Origin of the sequence: Zobellella denitrificans, assembly GCF_002237365.1 — a bacterium.
Taxonomy (GTDB): domain Bacteria; phylum Pseudomonadota; class Gammaproteobacteria; order Enterobacterales; family Aeromonadaceae; genus Oceanimonas; species Oceanimonas denitrificans.
Map to the genome: position 1 here is coordinate 1 of NZ_NMUO01000060.1, position 23606 is coordinate 23606.

Annotated in this window: 21 protein-coding genes; 3 read left to right on the forward strand and 18 right to left on the reverse strand. The window is 62.0% G+C overall.

Translation table 11 applies throughout. The features are described 5' to 3' along the window. Positions 1 to 194: 194 nt before the first annotated feature. The 4 genes from CGX12_RS12885 to guaB form a co-directional block, all read right to left on the reverse strand. Complete coding sequence (locus tag CGX12_RS12885; protein WP_094040277.1) at positions 195 to 1028, reverse strand: nucleotidyl transferase AbiEii/AbiGii toxin family protein; 834 nt, start codon at positions 1026 to 1028, stop codon at positions 195 to 197. Further along, positions 982 to 1980: a type IV toxin-antitoxin system AbiEi family antitoxin gene (locus CGX12_RS12890; protein ID WP_094040278.1), complete on the reverse strand. Its 999-nt coding sequence runs from the start codon at positions 1978 to 1980 to the stop codon at positions 982 to 984. Before CGX12_RS12890 ends, CGX12_RS12885 begins: the two co-directional genes overlap by 47 nt. Positions 1981 to 2200: 220 nt before the next feature. After that, positions 2201 to 3778, reverse strand: a complete 1578-nt coding sequence (gene guaA, locus CGX12_RS12895; protein WP_094040279.1) for a glutamine-hydrolyzing GMP synthase — start codon at positions 3776 to 3778, stop codon at positions 2201 to 2203. A gap of 90 nt (positions 3779 to 3868) precedes the next feature. Beyond that, positions 3869 to 5332: an IMP dehydrogenase gene (gene guaB / locus CGX12_RS12900; RefSeq protein ID WP_094040280.1), complete on the reverse strand. Its 1464-nt coding sequence runs from the start codon at positions 5330 to 5332 to the stop codon at positions 3869 to 3871. A 157-nt stretch (positions 5333 to 5489) separates the two neighbouring features. Between guaB and xseA the strand changes: the two genes are divergently transcribed. Continuing rightward, positions 5490 to 6836, forward strand: coding sequence for an exodeoxyribonuclease VII large subunit (xseA, locus tag CGX12_RS12905; RefSeq protein WP_094040281.1), 1347 nt, complete (start codon positions 5490 to 5492; stop codon positions 6834 to 6836). Between the two features lie 15 nt (positions 6837 to 6851). Here the strand turns inward: xseA and CGX12_RS12910 are convergent, their stop codons facing one another. Further along, complete coding sequence (locus CGX12_RS12910) at positions 6852 to 8516, reverse strand: methyl-accepting chemotaxis protein (protein ID WP_094040282.1); 1665 nt, start codon at positions 8514 to 8516, stop codon at positions 6852 to 6854. 231 nt (positions 8517 to 8747) lie between these two features. Here CGX12_RS12910 and CGX12_RS12915 point away from each other — a divergent pair, with 231 nt between their 5' ends. Then, entirely contained in the window at positions 8748 to 9218 is a 471-nt protein-coding gene (locus CGX12_RS12915; protein ID WP_232513297.1) for an aminoacyl-tRNA deacylase, read from the forward strand. A 96-nt stretch (positions 9219 to 9314) separates the two neighbouring features. Here the strand turns inward: CGX12_RS12915 and sucD are convergent, their stop codons facing one another. The 8 genes from sucD to sdhC form a co-directional block, all read right to left on the reverse strand. Beyond that, a complete protein-coding gene (sucD, locus tag CGX12_RS12920; protein WP_094040284.1) occupies positions 9315 to 10187 on the reverse strand; it encodes a succinate--CoA ligase subunit alpha in 873 nt (290 codons plus the stop codon). Positions 10188 to 10191: 4 nt separating this feature from the next. Beyond that, complete coding sequence (gene sucC / locus CGX12_RS12925; protein ID WP_094040285.1) at positions 10192 to 11358, reverse strand: ADP-forming succinate--CoA ligase subunit beta; 1167 nt, start codon at positions 11356 to 11358, stop codon at positions 10192 to 10194. 80 nt (positions 11359 to 11438) lie between these two features. Beyond that, a complete protein-coding gene (odhB, locus tag CGX12_RS12930) occupies positions 11439 to 12638 on the reverse strand; it encodes a 2-oxoglutarate dehydrogenase complex dihydrolipoyllysine-residue succinyltransferase (protein WP_094040286.1) in 1200 nt (399 codons plus the stop codon). Between the two features lie 18 nt (positions 12639 to 12656). After that, entirely contained in the window at positions 12657 to 15470 is a 2814-nt protein-coding gene (gene sucA / locus CGX12_RS12935) for a 2-oxoglutarate dehydrogenase E1 component (RefSeq protein WP_094040287.1), read from the reverse strand. A gap of 95 nt (positions 15471 to 15565) precedes the next feature. Continuing rightward, a complete protein-coding gene (locus tag CGX12_RS12940; protein WP_094040288.1) occupies positions 15566 to 16282 on the reverse strand; it encodes a succinate dehydrogenase iron-sulfur subunit in 717 nt (238 codons plus the stop codon). Positions 16283 to 16296: 14 nt separating this feature from the next. Next, positions 16297 to 18063: a succinate dehydrogenase flavoprotein subunit gene (gene sdhA / locus CGX12_RS12945; RefSeq protein WP_094040289.1), complete on the reverse strand. Its 1767-nt coding sequence runs from the start codon at positions 18061 to 18063 to the stop codon at positions 16297 to 16299. Position 18064: 1 nt separating this feature from the next. After that, positions 18065 to 18409, reverse strand: a complete 345-nt coding sequence (gene sdhD, locus CGX12_RS12950) for a succinate dehydrogenase, hydrophobic membrane anchor protein (protein WP_094040290.1) — start codon at positions 18407 to 18409, stop codon at positions 18065 to 18067. Further along, positions 18403 to 18792 carry a succinate dehydrogenase cytochrome b556 subunit gene (gene sdhC / locus CGX12_RS12955; protein ID WP_232513298.1) on the reverse strand — a complete coding sequence of 130 codons (390 nt, stop codon included), beginning with the start codon at positions 18790 to 18792 and terminating at the stop codon, positions 18403 to 18405. The genes sdhD and sdhC overlap by 7 nt, the downstream gene beginning before the upstream one ends. 408 nt (positions 18793 to 19200) lie before the next feature. On the opposite strand from sdhC, the gene CGX12_RS12960 reads away from it, so the two are divergent. Then, positions 19201 to 20487 carry a citrate synthase gene (locus CGX12_RS12960; protein ID WP_094040292.1) on the forward strand — a complete coding sequence of 429 codons (1287 nt, stop codon included), beginning with the start codon at positions 19201 to 19203 and terminating at the stop codon, positions 20485 to 20487. Positions 20488 to 20548: 61 nt separating this feature from the next. Here CGX12_RS12960 and CGX12_RS12965 read toward each other — a convergent pair whose 3' ends face one another. The 5 genes from CGX12_RS12965 to CGX12_RS12985 all read right to left on the reverse strand — a co-directional run. Then, a complete protein-coding gene (locus CGX12_RS12965; protein WP_094040293.1) occupies positions 20549 to 21085 on the reverse strand; it encodes an Hsp20/alpha crystallin family protein in 537 nt (178 codons plus the stop codon). A gap of 158 nt (positions 21086 to 21243) precedes the next feature. Beyond that, positions 21244 to 22263, reverse strand: a complete 1020-nt coding sequence (fbp, locus tag CGX12_RS12970) for a class 1 fructose-bisphosphatase (protein WP_094040294.1) — start codon at positions 22261 to 22263, stop codon at positions 21244 to 21246. 113 nt (positions 22264 to 22376) lie between these two features. After that, positions 22377 to 23126, reverse strand: a complete 750-nt coding sequence (kdsB, locus tag CGX12_RS12975) for a 3-deoxy-manno-octulosonate cytidylyltransferase (protein WP_094040295.1) — start codon at positions 23124 to 23126, stop codon at positions 22377 to 22379. Then, a complete protein-coding gene (locus CGX12_RS12980; RefSeq protein WP_094040296.1) occupies positions 23123 to 23311 on the reverse strand; it encodes a Trm112 family protein in 189 nt (62 codons plus the stop codon). The genes kdsB and CGX12_RS12980 overlap by 4 nt, the downstream gene beginning before the upstream one ends. After that, the coding region (locus CGX12_RS12985; protein WP_176442062.1) for a tetraacyldisaccharide 4'-kinase at positions 23301 to 23606 on the reverse strand (306 nt) is incomplete at its 5' end. The genes CGX12_RS12985 and CGX12_RS12980, both read right to left, overlap by 11 nt.

The following is a 23606-nucleotide window of genomic DNA, read 5'->3' on the forward strand; positions in this document are numbered from 1 at the left end:
ATCTGCCAGATAAAAACCAGGGGCGCCGCGGCGCCCCTGGTTCAGTCTGGCAAGCTTGCGCTTATTCCCACTCTATTATCAAGAGTGGGATTTAGCCTTTAAATATCAATATTTTACTAAGCACAATCCCTTCGATACCAAGAAAAATACCACGTATAGAATTTTATTAATTTTTTGCTGACTCGAGGCTGCTCTTACAACTCCAGTCCCGTCCAAAAGTCCTGTTGCAGCTGCTCTATCCTCTCGTAACCGCAGAGGTTCTGAGTTCTGAACTGAGCCCCGACCAGTCCATCAATATCAGCCGCCAATGCGGTTATCCGGCTGACGGTATCCGGGCTGGTCGCTGGCTCGGACAAGATCATCTTCAAATCGTACCCGAGCAGGAAAGCCCCTTGCCTCTCGGTATCATACTCCAGGCGTTCTGCCGGGACATAAGGCTCCCACAGACGATCCTCCTGAACATGCTGATACTCAAGCAGAATGGTTAAAAAGTCAGCCGCGTCTTTGCTGCTCTCTTTTCCCCGCTCCTGCCAGGCAATCAACTTTAGCAGAGTCAGCCCGGCCAATGACGCGACTTTGATGGTATCGCCCTGCCCTAACTCTACTGATAAGGCGGCATCATAAGCTTCCTGAAATCCAGCCACCGACATGGTGACAGCATGCTCTGGTGGCCACTGTATTTCACCTGCGGCATCGGCTATGGCACCAAATGGAATAATATCAATTGGCAAGCCACTGTCGGGGTCTTTAAGTCGATGGACTCTATTGGTTACGGTTAAACCAGCATCCAGCAAAGCCTGCCTTACTCGGGAGAAAGCGTCCCAATCCGGCACCAGAATACCGGTATCAATATCCCGGGTCTGACGACCGGGATCCCGGCCAAATACATGATACAGAACGAGATCTCTCGCCGTTGCCCCAGCAACAAAAAATGGCACTCCGGTTTGCCTGGTTGTGCGGGTGATCAGTGTCAGTACAGGCTCAAACCCAGGTTTCAGGGAGTGTTTTAAGGTGTAGATATTGCTCATTGATGAGTTCGGCAACCTCTTTGTTTCGGCTATCGCTGCTTGCAAGCAGTTCGGCAACAGCCAGCAATGCCTTGGCGTTGATATTAATGTCCAGCCCCTTCCACCAGAAGGCCGGAACTAACCAGAGTCTGCCGGCAGGGTCAGGCTTTGCCTTGAGCAGAGCAAGCCTTTTCTGCAGTGGCTCAAAGGTAAAAAGCTGTAACTCATAAGGCTGTAGGTAGCCCGTCAGTTCATCGGCGGCCACTTCCCCCCCCCAGCAATCTTTGGGTGTTAAGGGGATCTCTCGCCAGTCACCCGGAGCCACCAGTCTTATCCCACCGAGTTTTGGTCTTAATACGGTGCGATAGTGTTCAATCCAGATGTGATAAAGGGCTTCCTTATCCAGAATGCGCCGGGTACTGCCCAGACTGACAAGCTTTTCAGACTCCAGGTGTTTAAACCCCTTGCTGACCATACCCAATGAAATATTTGCCATCTCGGCAATGGCTCGAAATGGTAAACGTAACACATCCTCATCAGCCAACAAGGCAAACACCAGCTTCATAAAGCCCAGCCCCGGCTTTGCCTGCTGCTGAGTTGCAGAAGGACTTACGGAGCTATTTCTCCCCTCAATCCACAGATTCAGCCCGTTACAGCTCACCCTGGCGTTACCGGCCTCATCGATGAAATTGATAGCGTTGCTGGAGCAAAAGTCGGCGAGATGAACGGTCAGTCTGTTGCACACCAGCAGGGTGTCGGGACGAGCGGCGTCCAGGAGTGCTGTGAGGCTTTCTTTACGGTGGATATGCTTTATTTCAACGCTAAACCGGTAGCGTTCGCCGTGTACCGTCAGGGTGACCTGGGCATCAGAGTAAGGATGGCCATCCGGCTTTGGATCAAAGGTAGACTCGCCCTGGATGTGCGAGGGCAGATTATTCATGGCCAACATCAGCAAGGTCGCGTTACCGTTCATACCAAAACACCGTTCATGAATCATGAACAAATAATAACTGTGAACAACAAGAGCTGCAAGAGAGCAAGAGAGCAAGAGGATTGATTATCCTCGCTGGCTTTACCTTGGCTGATACTGGACGCGGCGCCTTTGATCCACGCTTGCCAACAGCGATAGTTTAGGGATGACAATTAAAAAGGCGCCTAAGCGCCTTTTTAGTATGTCCGTTCAGTTAAACCGGTCACTCCCACTCGATGGTCGCGGGCGGCTTGCCGGAGATGTCGTACACCACGCGGCTGATGCCGTCGATTTCGTTGATGATCCGGTTGGACACATGCCCCAGGAAGTCGTAGGGCAGGTGCGCCCAGTGGGCGGTCATGAAATCGATGGTTTCCACCGCGCGCAGGGACACCACCCAGTCGTACTTGCGGGCGTCGCCCATCACGCCGACCGAGCGCACCGGCAGGAAGACGGTGAAGGCCTGGCTGACCTTGTTGTACAGGTCATGCTTGTGCAGCTCCTCGATGAAGATGGCGTCGGCCCGGCGCAGCAGGTCGCAGTATTCCTTCTTCACTTCGCCCAGCACCCGCACGCCCAGGCCCGGGCCCGGGAAGGGGTGGCGGTAGAGCATGTCGTAGGGCAGGCCCAGTTCCAGGCCGACCTTGCGCACCTCGTCCTTGAACAGCTCCTTCAGCGGCTCGACCAGCTTGAGCTCCATGTCTTCCGGCAGGCCACCCACGTTGTGGTGGGACTTGATCACGTGCGCCTTGCCGGTGGCGGAGCCGGCGGATTCGATCACGTCCGGATAGATGGTGCCCTGGGCCAGCCACTTCACGTCCTGGATCTTGCCCGCTTCCTCGTCGAACACCTCGATAAACACCCGGCCGATGATCTTGCGCTTGGCTTCCGGATCGTTTTCGCCGGCCAGGGCGGCCAGGAAGCGCTGCTCGGCGTTGACGTGCACGATATTGAGGCCGAAGTGATCGCCGAACATTTCCAGCACCTGGTCCGCCTCGTTCAGGCGCAGCAGGCCGTTGTCCACGAACACGCAGGTCAGCCGCGGGCCTATGGCCCGGTGCAGCAGCATGGCGGTCACGGAGGAGTCCACGCCGCCGGACAGGCCCAGCAACACCTTGCCGTCGCCCACCTGCTCGCGGATGCGGGCCACCGCGTCCTCGATGATGGAGGCCGGGGTCCACAGCGCCTCGCAGCCGCAGATGCCGCGCACGAAGTGCTCCAGCATGCGCGCGCCCTGGCGGGTGTGGGTCACCTCGGGGTGGAACTGCACGCCGTAGAAACGGCGCTGCTCGTCGGCCATGGCGGCGAAGGGGCAGCTGCCGGTCTGGGCCACCTTGGTGAAGCCTTCGGGCAGGGCCACCACCTTGTCGCCGTGGCTCATCCACACGTCGAGCAGGGCGTTGCCCTGGTCGTCAATGGCGTCTTCGATGTTGGCGAACAGGGCGCACTCGGCCACCCGCTGCACCTGGGCATAGCCGAACTCCCGCTCGCTGGAGCCGGCCACGGCGCCGCCCAGCTGTTCTGCCATGGTCTGCATGCCGTAGCAAATGCCGAACACCGGCACCCCGGCGTTGAACACGTACTCCGGCGCCCGCGGGCTGCCGGCCTCGGTGACGGACTCGGGCCCCCCGGACAAGATGATACCGTTCGGATTGAAGTCGCGGATCTGAGCTTCGGTCACGTCCCAGGCCCACAGCTCGCAGTACACCCCAAGCTCCCGCACCCGGCGGGCGATGAGCTGGGTATATTGGGAGCCGAAATCCAGGATCAGGATCCGGTTATCATGAATATTCTTGGTCATCGTCTTCCTACTAGTTTCAAGGGCCGCCTGTGGGGGGCCAGACGGCAATAGAAAAACGGGGGATTGCTCCCCCGTTTGTTGCTTTCGGGTTCAGCCCAGCCGGTAGTTGGGGGCTTCCTTGGTAATGGTCACATCGTGGACATGGGATTCCTGGATGCCGGCGCCGGATATCTTAACAAATTCCGCCTTGGTGCGCAGGTCGTCGATGGTAGCGCTGCCGGTCAGGCCCATGGCGCTGCGCAGGCCGCCCATCTGCTGGTGGATGATTTCCTTGAGCTTGCCCTTGTAGGGCACCCGGCCTTCGATGCCTTCCGGCACCAGCTTGTCGGCGGCGTTGTCGGTCTGGAAGTAGCGGTCGCTGGAGCCCTTGGTCATGGCGCCGAGCGAACCCATGCCCCGGTAGGACTTGAAGGAACGGCCCTGGAACAGCTCGATTTCACCGGGGGACTCTTCGGTACCGGCGAACATGGAGCCCATCATCACGCAGTGGGCGCCGGCGGCCAGGGCCTTGGCGATATCGCCGGAGAAACGGATGCCGCCGTCGGCGATCACCGGAATGCCGGTGCCCTTCAGGGCCTCGACCGCGTTGGCCACGGCGGTGATCTGGGGTACGCCGCAACCGGTCACGATACGGGTGGTACAGATGGAGCCGGGGCCTATGCCGACCTTGACCGCGCTGGCGCCGGCCTCGGCCAGGGCGAGCGCGCCCGCGGCGGTGGCCACGTTGCCGCCGATGATCGGCAGGTTCGGATAGGCCTTGCGGGTTTCACGAATACGTTCCAGCACCCCTTCGGAGTGGCCGTGGGAAGAGTCGATCAGCAGCACGTCCAGACCGGCGGCCACCAGGGCGGCGATGCGTTCTTCGTTGCCCGGCGCGGCACCCACGGCCGCACCCACCCGCAGCCGGCCCTGCTCGTCCTTGCAGGCGTTGGGCTTGCTCTCGGCCTTCTGGAAGTCCTTGGCGCTGATCATGCCGGTCAGCTGGCCATTGGCGGCCACCACCAGTACTTTCTCGATGCGATGCTCCTGCATCAGGGCCTCAACCTGCTCCCGAGCCGCGCCCACCGGCACCGTCACCAGCCGCTCCTTACCGGTCATGACCTCGTGCACCTTCTTGCTCATGTCCTGTACGAAACGGACATCCCGCCCGGTGATGATGCCGACCAGTTCCCCCTCGGCCGTCACTACCGGGTAACCGGCAAATCCGTTCTGGCGGGTCAGCTCCCGCACGTCGGCGATGGTCATGTCCGGACGGACGGTGACCGGATCGGACACCACGCCGCTCTCGAACTTCTTGACCTTGCGCACCTGCGCCGCCTGCTGTTCGATAGACATGTTCTTGTGAATAAAGCCGATGCCCCCTTCCTGGGCCAGGGCGATGGCCAGATCGGCCTCGGTCACCGTGTCCATGGCGGCGGAAACGATAGGAATGTTAAGATTGATTTCCCGGGTCAGGCGGGTGCGGAGATCGGCCGTGTTGGGCAGCACGGTGGAATGGGCTGGGACCAGCAGTACATCGTCAAAGGTCAGGGCGTCTTGGGCAATCCTAAGCATCGCAATATTCACCATAGGTTGGGGGAAAAATATTGCCGACAAATTGTAGGCATCCGCCCCCCTTCGGTAAAGCGATTTTTGTTATTTTGGTAAATTAAGCGCAAAATATCGGGCAAAGCCGTTTATTTTCATATAAAAATACTACTCAGGGGCCATTTTGTATCAGGAAAAGTTAACGGACATCTACACGGTCAGCCGCCTCAACCGCCAGGCCCGTTTGCTGCTGGAAGGCGAAATGGGCGCGGTCTGGCTGACCGGGGAAATCTCCAACCTGGCCACGCCGGGATCCGGCCACTGGTACTTCTCGCTCAAGGACAACCAGTCCCAGCTGCGTTGCGCCATGTTCCGCGGCAACAACCGCAGCGTCACCTTCCGGCCCAAAGACGGCGATCAGGTACTGATCTTCGGCAAAGTCACCCTGTACGAGCCCAGGGGCGACTACCAGTTGGTGGCCCAGACCATGGCACCCGCCGGCGAGGGCCTGCTCAAGCAGCAGTTCGAGGCGCTCAAGCAGCGGCTCGGTGCCGAGGGCCTGTTCGACGCCGGGCGCAAGCGCCCCCTGCCCGCCCATCCGGCCCGCATCGGCATCATCAGCTCGCCCACCGGCGCGGCCCTGCACGACATCCTCACCGTGCTGGCCCGGCGCGCACCCCACCTGCGGGTGGTCCTCTACCCCAGCCAGGTGCAGGGCGAGGCGGCGGTGCCCCAGTTGCTGTCGGCCCTGGCCGCCGCCAACCGCCGGGCGGAAACGGATCTGCTGATCCTGGCCCGGGGCGGCGGCTCGCTGGAAGATCTCTGGTGCTTCAACGACGAACGGCTGGTACGGGCCATCGCCGCTTCCGCCCTGCCGGTGGTCAGCGCCATCGGCCACGAGGTGGACATCTCCCTGAGCGATCTGGTGGCCGACTTGCGTGCCCCCACCCCCTCCGCCGCCGCCGAACTGGTCAGCCGGGACGGCGAGGCGCAAATCCTGCAATGGCACCAGTGGGGCCAGCGGCTGGCCTCGGCCCAGCGCCGCTACCTGCAGGGCCAGGGCCTGCGCCTGCGGCAACTGGAGCAGCGCCTCGGCCGCCAGCATCCCGAACGCCGCCTGCAGCAACAGGCCCAGGGCCTGGACCAGCTGCAGTTACGCCTGTCGCGGGCCTGGCAGCGCCGGCTGGAGCAGGCCGGGCAACGCCTGGAAGCCCTGCGCCTGAGGCTGCAGTACCAGCATCCGGCCCGCCGCCTGCAAGACGGGCGGGAACGGCTGCTCCACCTGGAGCGGCGGCTCGCCGGCCTGCTGGACCGCCGGCTGGAGCAAAACCGGCACCGGCTGGCGCTGGCCGCCTCCCGGCTCGATGCCATGAGTCCGCTGGCCACCCTGTCCCGGGGCTACAGCATCACCCTCTGCAACGATCAGCTGGTCACCGACGCGTCCCGGCTCGCACCCGGGGACGAGCTGCGCACCCGCCTGGCCCGGGGCGAGGTGCTGAGCCGGGTGCTGGAAGTCAAAGGGGACGCCTGAGCGTCCCCTTTTCCCTTAACCCGCCACCGGCTCCCCTGCCGGCAAGGCCTCGTCATCGCCCTCGTCCCTCCCCTGCAGCCGGTAGTGGGCGATCATCTGCTCCAGCACCCTGCACTCGGCCACCAGCTGCAAGCTGGCGGTGGCGGCGGAATGAGCCTGCACCAGGGTATCGCCGGACGAATCCCGCACCCGGGTGATATTGCGGCTCACCTCGGAGCAGACCGCGCTCTGTTCGTCCGCCGAGGCCGCCACCTGGGCGTTGAGCTCGTTGATGCGCGCCACCTGCTCTATGATGGCCTGCAGCGAGTCCATCGCCGCCTGGGTACGCTCCACGCTGTCCACCGTCTGCCCTTCCGCTTTCTCGATGGCGGAAACCGCATCCTTGGCCTCGCTCTGCAGCAGGCGGATCATGCCGGTGATCTCCTCCGCCGACTGCTGGGTACGCAGCGACAGGGTGCGCACCTCGTCCGCCACCACCGCGAAGCCCCGGCCCGACTCTCCCGCCCGGGCCGCCTCGATGGCCGCGTTGAGCGCCAGCAGGTTGGTTTGCTCGGCAATCCCCTTGATCATGTCCAGCACCTTGTCGACCTGATCGCAGCGCCCGTCCAGGGTACGGATCACCTCATCGATACGGCCGATCTCGCCGCGCAGGGCCTGAATGCCGGAGATGGCCACCTGGGCCTGATCATTGGCGGTCAGGGCGAAGGCATGGCTCTGCTCGGAGGTCTCGGCGGTCAGGCGGGCATTCTCCCTCACCTCCCGGGCCGAGGCTTCCATCTCGTTGACGGCGGTGGCGATCAGCGCCGTTTCCCCGTCCTGGGCCTTGACCGAGCTGTCGGTACTCTGGGCACCCTGCTGGATCTGATCCGCCGCCTGGTAGATGCGGCCGGTCACCTGGCGTACCTCCTGCAGGCTCTTCTGGAAACTGCCAAGCAGGCCATTGATGGCCCCGACCAGGCCGCCCAGCTCGTCCTTGCCCAGGGGCACCAGCCGGGTCGCCAGATCCCGCTCCCTGGCCAGTTGCTGCAACCGCCCGCTGATATTGAGGATGGGCCGCTTGAGGTAATGGTTCTGCACCCGCCACAACAGGAGGAAGGCGGCACCGAACACCAGCAGCAGCACGCCCCCCAGGCGCAGGTTGTTGTCGTGGATCCGGGCAAAGGTGTCGCTCAGATCGTAACTGATACGCACCGCCCCCATGACGGTGCCCTCCGGCACCTGGTGGCACTGCAGGCAGGCGGTGCCGCGGTACTCCTGGTAGGCCTTGTAGGGCTTGATCAGGGTGAGGTTGGGAATATTGTCGTCCAGGTGCAGTTCGAGCACGGTTTCGCCCTGCTCTATGGCCCGCCGGTCCAGCTCGTCCTCCACGCCCTGATCCGGCGCACCCGGCCCGAACAGCTGGGTCACGGCCGGTGCCCGTATCACCCTCGCCTGCTGGATACCCAGCTCTTCCTGCACCTTGGTCTGCACCAGCTGGCGCTGGTGGATGGCGCCGTTGACCATCAGCACATTGAGCTGATCCATATAGAGGTTGGCGGTGGTTTCAATCTTTTCCTCGGCCAGCTGCAGGGCCAGGGCCCGCTGCAACTGGGTGGACACGGCAAAGCACAGCACGAATACCAGCACGAAAATCACCAGCAGCGGCAGGAAAATCTTCCAGTTCAATGAGAGGTTACGCATTCCTTGAGACTCTCGTTCGGGTCCGTAAAAGAAAGTCATTCTAAGGTAATTGGCCGGTTAAAAAATGGTAATCCCACTCGTGCTTGATCTGGATCAAAGCCTCAAATGAGGCATTACAAAGTCAAGTTTTATCCGAGGGTCTATACTGGTTATGCAGCAGAGGAAGGCGGCCGGCTACGGTATGGCCTTCAGGAGGTAGTTATGGGTATGTCACTCAGATTGAAAGAGTACTTGGACCGACATCAGATCCCCTACGACATGGTGCATCACGCCTATTCCGAAGGGGCGGCACAGAGTGCCATCGCCGGTCATGTTCCCCTCGCCCAGATGGCCAAGGCGGTGATCCTGGAGCGGGACGACGGCAAGTCGATCATGGCGGTGATCCCCGCCGCCGACAAGGTGGACTTGCAGCGCCTGAACTATCTGGTTCATGGTGAAGTGCAGCTGGCCCCGGAGCGCACCCTGGAGCAGTGGTTCAACGACTGCGATCCCGGCGCCATCCCCGCCCTGGGCGATCCCTACGCCATCGACACCCTGGTGGACGACGCCCTGCTCGGCATGGCGGATGTCTACCTGGAAAGCGGCGACCACCGGGATCTGATCCACGTAGCGGGGGACGACTTCCGTCGCCTGGCACGGCACTGGCAACACGGCCAGTTCAGCATGAAACCGGATCCCTGGAGCAGAACGGAACGCATGTGACTGAAGCTGGAAGCTAGAGCCAACCGCATAAAAAAAAGGAGCCTGCAACGGCTCCTTTTCTCTTCCAGCTTTTAGCTTCAAGCTTCCAGCTTTGTCTTACCAGCCGGTCACTTCGCGCAGTGCCTTGCCGATGTCGGCCAGGGAGCGCACGGTTTTCACTCCGGCGTCCTGCAGGGCGGCGAACTTCTCGTCCGCGGTGCCCTTGCCACCGGAGATGATGGCGCCGGCGTGGCCCATGCGCTTGCCGGGAGGAGCGGTCACACCGGCGATGTAGGACACCACCGGCTTGGTCACGTTGGCCTTGATGAAGGCGGCGGCTTCTTCCTCGGCGGTACCGCCGATTTCACCGATCATCACGATGGCCTCGGTCTCCGGATCCTCCTGGAACAGCTTCAGGATGTCGATAAAGTTGGAGCCCGGGATGGGGTCGCCACCGATGCCCACGCAGCTGGACTGGCCGAAGCCTTCGTCGGTGGTCTGCTTGACCGCTTCGTAGGTCAGGGTGCCGGAGCGGGACACGATGCCCACCTTGCCCTTCTTGTGGATGTGGCCGGGCATGATGCCGATCTTGCACTCGTCCGGGGTGATCACACCCGGGCAGTTGGGGCCGATCATGCGCACGCCGGCTTCGTCCAGCTTCACTTTCACGTCCAGCATGTCGAGGGTGGGGATGCCCTCGGTGATGGTCACGATCAGCTGGATGCCGGCGTCGATGGCTTCCAGGATGGCGTCCTTGCAGAAGGCCGCCGGTACATAGATCACGGTGGCGGTGGCGCCGGTGGCTTCGACCGCTTCACGCACGGTGTTGAACACCGGCAGGCCCAGGTGGGTGGTGCCGCCCTTGCCCGGGGACACGCCGCCGACCATCTGGGTGCCGTAGGCGATGGCCTGCTCGGAGTGGAAAGTCCCCTGGCCACCGGTAAAGCCCTGACAGATAACCTTGGTGTCTTTGTTGATCAGAATGCTCATTCTCTTATTTCCCCTGTGCGGCGTTAACGACCTGGACCGCGGCATCGGTCAGGCTGGTGGCAGCGATGATGTTGAGGCCGGACTCGGCCAGCTTCTGGGCACCGGCTTCGGCATTGTTGCCTTCCAGGCGTACCACCACCGGGACCTTGACGCCCACTTCCTTCACCGCGCCGATGATGCCCTCGGCGATCATGTCGCAACGGACGATGCCACCGAAGATGTTCACCAGTACCGCTTTCACGTTGCTGTCGGAGAGAATGATCTTGAATGCCTCGGTCACCCGTTCCTTGGTGGCGCCGCCGCCCACGTCCAGGAAGTTGGCGGGAGAGCCGCCGTGCAGGTTGACGATGTCCATGGTGCCCATGGCCAGGCCGGCACCGTTGACCATGCAGCCGATGTTGCCGTCCAGGGCCACGTAGTTCAGCTCCCACTTGGCGGCATGGGCTTCACGGGCGTCGTCCTGGGACGGATCGTGCATCTCGCGCAGCTTGGGCTGGCGGAACAGGGCGTTGGAGTCGATGTTGATCTTGCCGTCCAGGCAGTGCAGGTTGCCGGCGGTGGTGATCACCAGGGGGTTGATCTCGAGCAGGGCGAAATCATAGTCCAGGAACATCTGGCCCAAGCCCATGAAGATCTTGGTGAACTGCTTGATCTGGTCGCCTTTCAGGCCCAGTTTGAACGCCAGTTCACGGCCCTGGTAGGGCTGCGGGCCCACCAGCGGATCGATGGCGGCCTTGTGGATCAGTTCGGGGGTCTCTTCGGCGACCTTCTCGATTTCCACGCCACCTTCGGTGGAGGCCATGAACACCACGCGACGGGTGCCACGGTCGACCACGGCGCCCAGGTACAGTTCCTTGTCGATGTCGGTGCAGGACTCGACCAGGATCTTGGCTACCGGCTGGCCCTTGGCGTCGGTCTGGTAGGTCACCAGGTTCTTGCCCAGCCAGTTTTCGGCGAACTCACGGATTTCTTCCTTGGTCTTGGCCAGCTTGACGCCGCCCGCCTTGCCGCGGCCACCGGCGTGGACCTGGCACTTCACTACCCACATGTCGCCGCCGATCTTGCTGGCAGCCTCTACCGCTTCTTGCGGGTTGTCACATGCGTAGCCTTCAGATACGGGCAGACCGTATTCGGCAAACAGCTGTTTTGCCTGATATTCATGCAAATTCATGTTGCGTTTTCCGTTGTTGTGTTTGGGTTCAGGGCATAAAAACGGGTCGGGCCGCAACCCGACCTCTTGTTATTATCGCGTTACACGTCCAGCAGCAGACGGGTCGGATCTTCCAGCAGCTCCTTCACGGACACCAGGTAACCCACGGACTCGCGGCCGTCGATCAGGCGGTGGTCGTAAGACAGTGCCAGGTACATCATCGGCTGGATTTCCACCTTGCCGTTCACCGCCATGGGGCGTTCCTGGATCTTGTGCATGCCCAGGATGGCGCTCTGCGGCGGGTTGATGATGGGGGTGGACATCAGGGAGCCGAACACGCCGCCGTTGGTGATGGTGAAGTTGCCGCCGGTCATGTCGTCCACGGTCAGCTTGCCGTCACGGCCCTTGATGGCCAGATCCTTGATGCTCTTCTCGATGTCGGCCAGGCTCAGGCGATCGCAGTCGCGCAGTACCGGGGTCACCAGGCCACGGGGGGTGGACACGGCGATGCTGACGTCGAAGTAGTTGTGGTAGACGATGTCGTCACCGTCGATGGAAGCGTTCACTTCCGGATAACGCTTGAGCGACTCCACCACCGCCTTCACATAGAAGGACATAAAGCCCAGACGGATGCCGTGGCGCTTCTCGAACACCTCCTGATACTGCTTGCGCAGGCTCATGATGGGGCCCATGTTGACCTCGTTGAAGGTGGTCAGCATGGCGGTGGTGTTCTTGGCTTCCAGCAGGCGCTCGGCCACGCGCTTGCGCAGACGGGTCATGGGCACACGCTTCTCGGTGCGCTCGCCCAGGGGGATGACCGGGGCCTTGACCTCGGCGGCCGGCGCGGCCGGCTTGTTGCCGCCCTTGATAAAGGCTTCCACGTCTTCCTTGGTGATGCGACCGCCCTTGCCGGAACCGGCCAGCTTGGCCACGTCGATGTTGTGCTCGGCCACCAGGCGGCGAACCGCCGGGCTCAGGGCATCATCGGCGTCGGCCTTGGCCTCTTCCTTGGCTTCGCCATTGGCGGCAGCCGGCTTGTCCTTGGTCTCTTCACCGGCCACGGCGCCCTGCTTGAGCTTGCCGATCACCTGCTGACCCAGCACGGTGGCGCCGGCGTCTTCGAGGATGGCTTCCAGTACGCCCGCTTCGGGAGCCGGTACTTCCAGCACCACCTTGTCGGTTTCGATGTCGACGATCACTTCGTCGCGCTCAACCCGGTCACCCGGCTGCTTGTGCCAGGTGGCAATGGTGGCATCGGCGACAGATTCTGGTAGGTCGGGAACCTTGATTTCGATGGTCATCAATATGTCCTTTGTGCGTTATGCTTCAGTCAACGTCAGTGCGTCTTCGACCAACGCTTTTTGTTGTTGTAAGTGAACAGAGGTGTAACCCACGGCCGGAGATGCCGAGGCGGCGCGACCGGCATAACGCAGGTTGGCACCTGCCGGGATGGCAGCCCAGAAGTGGTGCTGGCTGCAATACCAGGCCCCCTGGTTTTGCGGCTCTTCCTGACACCAGACGAAGTCTTTCACGTGCTGGTAGTCGGCAAGAATCGCGGCAACCTCTTCCTGAGGGAACGGATACAATTGCTCGATCCGGATAATGGCCACATCCGTTTGTTCATTCTTGCGCCGGGCATCCAGCAGATCGTAATAGACCTTGCCGGAGCACAGGACAACGCGCTTGACGCCTTTGGGATCCAGCTCGTCGATCTCCCCGATGGCATTCAGGAAGGTGCCGCTCGCCAGGGTGTCCAGCTCGGACACCGCCAGCGGGTGGCGCAGCAGCGACTTGGGCGTCATCACCACCAGCGGCCGGCGCATGGGGCGCAGCACCTGGCGGCGCAGCATGTGGAACACCTGGGCCGGGGTGGTGGGCACGCACACCTGCATGTTGTGCTCGGCGCACAGCTGCAGGTAGCGCTCCAGGCGGGCGCTGGAGTGCTCGGGGCCCTGGCCTTCGTAGCCGTGGGGCAGCAGCAGGGTCAGGCCGCACATCCGGCCCCATTTCTGCTCGCCGGAGCTCAGGAACTGGTCGATCACCACCTGGGCGCCGTTGGCGAAGTCACCGAACTGGGCTTCCCAGACGGTCAGGCCTTCCGGCTCGGCGGTGGCATAGCCGTACTCGAACGCCATCACCGCCTCTTCGCTCAGCACCGAGTCGTATACCTGGAACTGGCCCTGGCTGTCGGACAGGTGGCACAGCGGGGTGTAGGTGCTGGCGTCGTTCTGGTTGTGCAGTACCGCATGGCGGTGGAAGAAGGTGCCACGGCCGGAATCCTGGCCGGTGAGGCGCACTTCGTAGCCGCTGTCCACCAGGGTGGCGTAGGCCAGCACTTCGGCAAAGCCCCAGTCCGCCAGCTTCTCGCCCTTGGCCATCAGCTTGCGGTCTTCGTAGATCTTGGCCACCTGGCGCTGCAGGGTGTGGGTCTCGGGGTAGCTGGTCACCCGGTCGCCCAGTTCCTTCAGCTTGTCCAGCGGATAGGTGGAGTCGTAGGGCATGTCCCACTCGTGGCCCAGGTAGGGCGACCAGTCGACGGAATGCTTCTCCATCGGCCGCCATTCCTTGACCACGCACTCGCCGTGATCCAGGGCGTCCCGGTACTCGTTGATCATGGCGGTGGCGTCTTCGGTAGAGACGGTGTTCTCTTCGATCAGCCGGTCTGCATAGATCTTGCGCGGAGTCGGATGCTTTTTGATCTTCTGGTACATCAGCGGCTGGGTCGCGCTCGGCTCGTCCGCCTCGTTGTGGCCGTGGCGGCGGTAGCACACCAGATCGATGACCACGTCGCGGCCGAACTCGTTGCGGAAGTCCAGGGCCAGTTGGGTTACCTGCACCACGGCTTCCGGATCGTCGGCATTGACGTGGAAGATCGGCGCCTGCACCATCTTGGCGATGTCGGTGCAGTACTCGGTGGAGCGGGTGTCGCGCGGGTTGGAGGTGGTAAAGCCCACCTGGTTGTTGACCACGATGCGCACCGTGCCGCCCACGCCGTAGCCGCGGGTCAGGGACATGTTGAAGGTTTCCGCCACCACGCCCTGGCCGGCGAAGGCCGAGTCACCGTGGATGGTGATCGGCAGTACCTGACGGCCGTCCGGGTTCTCCAGCCGGTCCATGCGCGCGCGCACCGAGCCGATGACCACCGGGTTGACGATTTCCAGGTGGGAGGGGTTGAACGCCAGTGCCAGGTGCACCACGCCGCCCGGGGTTTCAAAGTCGGAGCTGAAGCCCATGTGGTATTTGACGTCACCGGAACTCTGGGTGTCGTACTTGCCGGCGAAGGCATCGAACAGGTCCTGCGGGCGCTTGCCCAGCACGTTGACCAGCATGTTCAGGCGGCCCCGGTGGGCCATGCCGATCACCACTTCCCGGCCGCCCTTCTCGCCGAAGCGGCGAATAAGCTCCTTGGTCATGGGGATCAGCGCATCGCCACCTTCCAGGGAGAAGCGCTTGGCGCCGGGGAACTTGGCACCCAGGTACTTTTCCAGGCCCTCGGCGGCGGTCAGGCTGTCGAGGAAGCGCAGCTTGTCTTCCTTGCTGTATTGGGGGGCACCGACCACCGGCTCCAGACGGCTCTGGATCCAGCGCTTCTCCTCGGTGCTGGTGATGTGCATGTATTCCGCACCCACGGAGCCGCAGTAGGTCTTCTTCAGGGCGGCCACCAGGTCCTTCAGCTTCATGGTTTCCTTGCCGATGGCATAGGAGCCCACGTTGAAGGTGGCGTCCAGATCGGCGCCGGTCAGGTTGTGGTAGGCCGGATCCAGCTCCGCCACCACATCACGCTTCCACAGCCCGAGCGGGTCCAGGTTCGCGTTCTGATGGCCCCGGAAACGGTAGGCGTTGATCAGCTGCAGAACTTTGACTTGCTTGGCGTCAGTATGGGGGTCACTGACCGGGGTGGCATAACGGGAGGTGTCTTTGGCGAGGCGGCGAAAATAATCTCTTACTTGCGAGTGGGGTTGGTCCGGAACGTTGCCGTCTTGCGCAGGCAGGCCGTCGAACACGGACCTCCATTGGTCGGGAACGGCTTCAGGATCGGCAAGATAGGCCTCGTACAGGTCTTCTACATAGGTCGCATTGGCACCGGCCAGGTGAGAAGATTCCAGCCAGGCTTGCATTACGCCATTGTGCATCTTTATCCCTTTGTAACTTCTCGACAGGGCTACTGTCGTTCTGGTCGTCGAGTCAAAGCCGCCCTCGCGGGCGGCGGATTATCAGTTCGGGACTATTACACGGCCCGTTTCAACAGCATGGACTTGATATGACCGATGGCCTTGGTGGGGTTCAGGCCTTTGGGACACACGTTCACGCAGTTCATGATGCCGTGGCAGCGGAACACGCTGAAAGCGTCATCCAGGTTGGACAGGCGATCATCGGTGGCGGTGTCGCGGCTGTCGGCCAGCCAGCGATAGGCAGCCAGCAAACCGGCCGGGCCGATGAACTTGTCCGGGTTCCACCAGAAGGACGGGCAAGAGGTGGAGCAGCAGGCGCACAGGATGCACTCGTACAGTCCGTCCAGCTTGGCACGTTCTTCCGGCGACTGCAGGCGCTCGCGGGCGGGCGGCTGCTTGTCTTCGGCGATGAGGAAGGGCTTGACCTTCTCCCACTGGGTGTAGAACTGGCTCATGTCGACCACCAGATCGCGCACCACCGGCAGGCCGGGCAGCGGGCGGATCACCACCTTGTCGCCCTTGGCCAGCAGATCGGACAGCGGGGTGATACAGGCCAGGCCGTTCTTGCCGTTCATGTTCAGGCCGTCGGAGCCGCACACGCCTTCACGGCAGGAGCGACGGAAGGCCAGGGACGGATCCTGCTCTTTCAGCAGCAGCAGGGCATCCAGCACCATCATGTCGGAGCCCTGGGGGACCTCCAGCCGATAGTCCTTCATGTGCGGAGCGGAGTCGGTTTCCGGATTGTAGCGGTAGACAGAAATCGTGATTTGCATGTTATCCCCTCCCCTTAGTAAGTCCGCGCCTTCGGCGGGAATGCGTCACGGGTCTTCGGTGACATATTCACGGAGCGTTTGGTCATGGACTCGGTTTCCGGGCTGTACAGCGAATGACACAGCCAGTTCTCATCGTCACGCTCCGGATAGTCGAAGCGGGAGTGAGCACCACGGCTTTCGGTACGGAAGTTCGCGGCCACGGCGGTGGCATAGGCGGTTTCCATCAGGTTGTCCAGCTCCAGGCACTCGATGCGCTGAGTGTTGAAGTCGCGGCTGGTGTCGTCCAGACGGGCGGACTTCAGACGCTCGCGGATCACCTTGAGCTCGGCCAGGCCTTCTGCCATGGCATCGCCTTCCCGGAATACGGAGAAGTTGTTCTGCATGCAGCGCTGCAGGTCTTTCTTGATCTGTACCGGATCCTCGCCGCTGCGGGTGTTTTCCCAGCGGTGGTAACGGGCCAGGGAGGCCTCGAGGTCAGACTCGGACGCACCACGCACCTCACCCAGCTCGTTCAGGGCCTCGGTCAGGTGACGACCCACGGCACGACCGAACACCACCAGGTCGAGCAGGGAGTTGCCGCCCAGGCGGTTGGCACCGTGCACCGACACGCAGGCGATCTCGCCCACGGCGAACAGGCCCTTCACCGGCACGTCGTTGCCGTTGGCGTCCTGTTTCAGGGCCTGGCCGTGCACGTTGGTGGGGATACCGCCCATCATGTAGTGACAGGTGGGGATTACGGGGATCGGCTCTTTCACCGGATCCACGTGGGCGAAGGTACGGGACAGTTCGCAGATGCCGGGCAGGCGGCTTTCCAGCACTTCCTTGCCTAGGTGATCCAGCTTCAGCTTGATGTGCGGACCCCAGGGGCCGTCGCAACCGCGGCCTTCGCGGATCTCGATCATCATGGAGCGGGCCACCACGTCACGACCGGCCAGGTCCTTGGCGTTGGGGGCATAACGCTCCATAAAGCGCTCGCCGTCCTTGTTCAGCAGGTAACCGCCCTCGCCCCGGCAACCTTCGGTCACCAGCACGCCGGCGCCGGCGATGCCGGTGGGGTGGAACTGCCACATTTCCATGTCCTGCACCGGCACGCCGGCGCGCAGCGCCATGCCGACACCGTCGCCGGTGTTGATGTGGGCGTTGGTGGTGGACTGGAAGATACGACCGGCGCCGCCGGTGGCCAGGATGGTGGCCTTGGCCTTGAAGTAGACTACCTCACCGGTTTCGATATCGATGGCGGTACAACCCACCACGTCACCGTCCTGGTTCTTCACCAGATCCAGGGCGTACCACTCGGAGAACACGGTGGTCTGGTGCTTGACGTTCTGCTGGTAGAGGGTGTGCAGCAGGGCGTGACCGGTGCGGTCGGACGCCGCCGCGGTACGGGCCGCCTGTTCGCCGCCGAAGGCCTTGGACTGGCCGCCGAAGGGGCGCTGGTACACCTTGCCGTTATCGAAACGGGAGAAGGGCAGACCCATTTTTTCCAGCTCGAGGATGGCCTCGGGGCCGGTCTGGCACATGAACTCGATGGCGTCCTGGTCACCGATGTAGTCGGAGCCCTTGACGGTGTCGTACATGTGCCATTCCCAGTTGTCGTCGTGGGCATTGCCCAGCGCCACCGTGATGCCGCCCTGGGCGGACACGGTATGGGAACGGGTCGGGAATACCTTGGACAGGAGCGCGCAGCTCTTGCCGGATTCCGCTATTTGTAAGGCGGCGCGCATGCCGGCGCCGCCGGCGCCGATTACCACGGCGTCGAATTCGCGAATTGCAATAGTCACCTTATACACCCCACAGAACAACGATACCGGTCAGCAGATACACCAGCAGCAACACCACCACCCCGAACTGGGCCAGGCCGCGCCACAGCGCCGGCTTGACATAGTCGGACAGCACTTGCCAGGCACCGATCCAGCCGTGCATCAGCACGCTGAACAGGGCCAGCAGGGTGAACACCTTGGTGAAGGTCTTGGCGAAAAAGCCGGTCCAGACCTCGTAGGTGATGTCGTTGAAGGCGATAAAGCCCACCAGATAGATGGTGTATAAGGTCAGAATGATGGCCGTGGCGCGGATCAGCATGAAGTCATGCACGCCGCTGCGGCCGAAGGTTGCAGAATTGGTTACCATACCAGTACTCCCGCCAGCAGTGACAATACGATTGTCACACCGAACGCCACTTTGGCGCTCAGCGCACCCGACTCCAGCTCCTCACAGTAGCCCAGGTCCATAATCAGGTGGCGGATGCCGCCCACGATATGGTAGGCCAGTGCAGTCAGCACACCCCAGAGGATGAACCCGACGAAGAAACCGTCGAGAATATCCACGACTGCGCGGAACCCGGCCTCGGAAGAGAGCGAGTAACTGAGCAGCCACAGCAGGATGGCGAGTGCAAACAGCGTGATGACACCGGAAACCCGGTGGAGGATGGATGCGATAGCGGTGACAGGTTGGCGAATAGTCCGTAGGTCGAGGTTTACAGGTCTCTGTTTTTTAGTCACGGTCTTGCCCACTAGCTCCATTGAGCACGTTAGTTATTGTATTTAACAGGTGTTGCCCGGGTATAGGAAAATGAGGTCATGACAAAAAATGCATGGCGGCAACCCTAGCCCAACTACCGCTCGGGACCCCCTGGACAGCATCTGCGGCATGGCCACAACTGCATTCTATACCCTCGGCGGCCAGTATAAGGAGGGGGGGGAGCAATTACAACGAAGCGTCTGAAACAATTGCCAAATATGTAAACTCGATCGCACAACGGGGTTAACGGGCTGTGCGGCGCGCCGACGAAAATTGACATTCGCCCCCGCTTCTGTCTTCAATATGGCCGCACCACGGGAGGTGAAAGCGATTAAAAAATCGTTTAATCTGCGTAAATATTCTTACCCGTGGATCTATTATAAAAGCAAAGGAGACGTGCTATGGCTGACCAAAAGGCCACACTGCATCTGCCCGGCAAGGAACCCATCGAGCTTCCGATCGCGTCAGGCACTGCTGGTTACGATGTGATCGATATCAGTTCCCTGGGTTCACACGGTTACTTCACCTTCGACCCCGGTTTTATGGCCACCGCTTCCTGCCGGTCCGAAATCACCTACATCGACGGTGACAAAGGGATACTGCTGCACCGCGGCTACCCCATTGACCAGCTGGCACAAGACGCCACCTACCTCGAAGTCTGCTATATGCTGCTCTACGGCGAGGCCCCTACCGCCAAGCAGTACGAAGAATTCCACCGCAACATCATGCGCCACACCATGGTGCACGAGCAGCTGTCGTCCTTCTTCAAGGGCTACCGCCGCGATGCCCACCCCATGGCCATCGTGTGCGGCGTTATCGCCGGCCTGTCCGCCTTCTACCACGATCCCATGGACATCAACGATCCCCGGCATCGTGAGATCGCGGCCCATCGCCTGATCGCCAAGATGCCGACCATCGCCGCCATGGCCTACAAGTATTCCATCGGCCAGCCGTTCGTGTATCCGCGCAACGACCTGAGCTATGCGGGCAACTTCCTGCAGATGATGTTCGCCGTGCCCTGCGAGGACTACCGGGTCAACCCCATCGTCGAGCGCGCCATGGACCGCATCTTCACCCTGCATGCGGATCACGAGCAGAACGCCTCCACCTCCACGGTGCGCCTGGCGGGCTCCAGCGGTGCCAATCCCTTCGCCTGTATCGCCGCCGGCATCGCCTCCCTGTGGGGACCGGCCCACGGTGGCGCCAACGAGGCCTGCCTGATGATGCTGGAAGAGATCGGCTCCGTCGATCGCATCCCCGAATACATCGAAAAGGCCAAGGACAAGGACGATCCCTTCCGCCTGATGGGCTTCGGCCACCGGGTGTACAAGAACTTCGATCCGCGCGCCAAGGTCATGCGCGAAACCTGCCACGAGGTGCTGGACGATCTCAAGATCCAGGATCCGCTGCTGGACGTGGCCATGGAGCTGGAGCGCATCGCGCTGTCCGACCCCTACTTCGTCGAGCGCAAGCTGTACCCGAACGTGGACTTCTACTCCGGCATCATCCTGAAGGCCATCGGTATCCCGACCTCCATGTTTACCGTGATCTTCGCCCTGGCCCGTACCGTGGGCTGGATGTCCCACTGGAACGAGATGATCTCCGATCCCAAGCAGAAGATCGGCCGTCCGCGCCAGCTGTACACCGGCGCCGCCCAGCGCGACTTCAAGTCCCTGGTCGAAAAATAAGCCCCTCTTCGGGCAAGCAAAAGGCCGGCGTCATGCCGGCCTTTTTTGTTATGAGGCTCCCCTAGGCCGAGGGGCCGATATCGATCTGCTTGGCCTTGCTTTCGCTCTGCTGCTGGCGAGGCACGCTGACCTTCAGCACCCCGTCCTTGAACTCGGCCTTGATGTCGTCTGCCCTGGCATCGTCCGGCAGGGTGAGCAGCCGCTGGAAATGGCCGTAGCTCCGCTCCACCCGGTGCAGCTTGTCGGTTTTTTCTTCATGTTCGTATTTCTTCTCGCCCCGGATGGTCAATCGGTTCCCTTCCAGGGTCAGGCTGATGTCTTCCTTCTTGACCCCGGGGACCTCCATGCTGATCAGGTAGTTGCCTTCCCGCTCGCTGATGTCCAGGCTGGGCTTGAGCTGGCTGAAGCTGGGCCAGTCGTCCAGGGCCGGGGCGCCAAAACGGCGCAGGCTGCGTTCGAACAGCCGATCCATGTCCTGCTGCAGCCGGAGCATGGGATGAACGTCCTCCTTGTCCACCATGGGCATGGCCTCGTCCTGCTCGTGGCGGAACCAGTTCCAGGGCGCCAGCCTGGACGGGGACAGATCTTTCAGTGCCATGAGAATCACCTCCTTGGATTGATTGTTTTTTGACCACTCCAAGATTAAGTATTATCCCTCGCCGGCGGCTTTCAAGGCAGACAGCAAGGCCGGGCTTGATCAGGATCAAGCCCGGCCTTGATATTGTGCGGGATGGCGCCGTGGCGCCCGCTCGGCCCTTATTCGGCCGCGGGCGACGAGTACTGGGTCATGAACTCCTCGGCCTTTTCCACCATGCGGGTGGAACCGACGAAGTAGGGCGTGCGCTGGTGCAGGGAGGTGGGTTTGATCTCCATGATCCGGCGGAAACCGTCGGACGCCTTGCCGCCCGCCTGCTCGGCCAGGAAGGCCAGGGGATTGCACTCGTACAGCAGGCGCAGCTTGCCGTTGGGGGCGCTGGTGCCGGACGGATAGATATAGATGCCGCCCTTGAGCATGTTGCGGTGGAAGTCGGACACCAGGGAGCCGATGTAGCGGGAGGTATAGGGCCGCTTGCTGGCGTCGTCCTTCTCCTGGCAATACTTGAGGTACTTCTTCACCCCGTCGGGGAACTTGATGTAGTTGCCCTCGTTGATGGAGTAGATGGTACCTTCCTCGGGAATGCGGATATTCTCGTGGGACAGGCAGAAGGAGCCGAGGGTGGGATCATAGGTAAAGCCGTGCACGCCGTGGCCGGTGGTGTACACCAGCATGGTGGAGGAGCCGTACACCACGTAGCCGGCGGCGATCTGGTTGATGCCCGGCTGCAGGAAGTCCTCCATGGTCACCGGCTCGCCCGGCTTGCTGATGCGGCGGTAGATGGAGAAGATGGTGCCCACGGAAACGTTTACGTCGATGTTCGAAGAACCGTCGAGCGGGTCCATCAGCACCACGTACTTGGCATTGGAATGGCTTTCGCTGTCGAAGGCCACGAAATGATCTTCCTCTTCGGAGGCGATACCGCACACCTCGCCCCGGGCTTCCAGCGCCGCCTTGAACATATCGTTGGCGTATACATCCAGCTTCTGCTGCACCTCGCCCTGCACGTTCTCGCTGCCGCTGCTGCCGCCGATGATGTCAACGGCCAGGCCGGCCCGGTTGATCTCCCGGTTGACCACCTTGGCGGCACGGCGGATGGAAGACAGCAGCGACGACAGTTCGCCGGTGGCGCTGGGGTATTCAGCTTGTTTCTTGACGATGTATTCACCCAGGGTAATCATAACTTTCCTCAGAGGTTTCCTTGTGGCGGCGGTACGCCGTTATTGCGGGGCAATGTACCCCGTTATCTTTTTTCTTGCAGTGAATTTTCTCGGGCGAGGGCGGCTTAATCGCGTCAGCGCTCCCGCAGCCGGCGGCGGACCTCGTCCAGATCCGCCTGGGTATCCACCCCCGCCGGCGGCACCACCCGGGCTTCGGCCAGGGCGATGGCCTCGCCGTGCCACAGCACCCTGAGCTGCTCGAGTTTTTCCCGCTGCTCCAGGGGGCTGGCGGGCAGCTCGAGATAACGGCGGATAAAGCCGGCCCGGTAGGCATAGATGCCGATATGGCGCAGGCAGCCGGCAAGCTCGGGTGCCTCGGCCGCCATGCCGTCCCGGTCCCAGGGGATGGGCGCGCGGCTGAAATAGAGCGCCCTGCCCGCCTGGCTCTGCACCACCTTGACCACGTTGGGATCCAGCCACTGTTCCACCGTCTCGACAGGCGTGGCCAGGGTCGCCATGGGGGCGTCGCTGCCCGCCAGCAGGCCGGCCACCTGATCCACCAGCTCGGGCGGCAGCAGCGGCTCGTCCCCCTGCACGTTGACCAGGATCTCGTCCGGGGCCAGCCCCAACAGTTCCACCACCTCGGCCAGGCGCTCGGTACCGGACTCGTGGTGGCTTCCGGTCATGCACACCTCCACCCCGGCATCCGCCAGGGCGGCGCGGATGCGCTCGTCATCGGTGGCCACCACCACCCGGGCGGCGGCGCTCTTTTGCGCCTGCTCCACCACCCAGCGGATCATCGGCTTGCCGTGGATATCGGCCAGGGGTTTGCCCGGCAGCCGGGTGGAGCTGAAGCGGGCGGGGATCACGACGATAAAGCTCATCCGGGCAGTTCGTCCAGGTCGAGTTTACGGGCCCGGTTTTCCAGCAGCACCGGAATGTTCTCGGTGATCGGATAGGCCAGCCGGTCGAAACGGCAGATCAGCTCGTTGTGCTGCCGGTCCAGCTGCAGCTTGCCCTTGCATACCGGGCAGGCAATGATTTCCACCAGTTTGGCGTCAATCGCCATGGTCTTGCTCCTTCAGTCGGGTTAACAGCATCTGTTCAAATTCGGGGGGCAGCCGGGCATCGACGGGAAGGTACCAGGCGTTGTCGTGTCCGCCCGGCCACTTGACCGCGTCCTTCTCGGTCACCAGCAACGGCGCCGACGCCAGCGCCGCCAGCTGCTCCGGGGTCACCCTCTTATGGTCGGCCAGGGCCTGGCGCCGGTCAAGGACAAAGCCCAGTTGCTCCAGGGTCGCGAAAAAGCGCGGCGGATGGCCGATGCCCGCCAGGGCATGGACCCTGTCTCTTATACACATTCC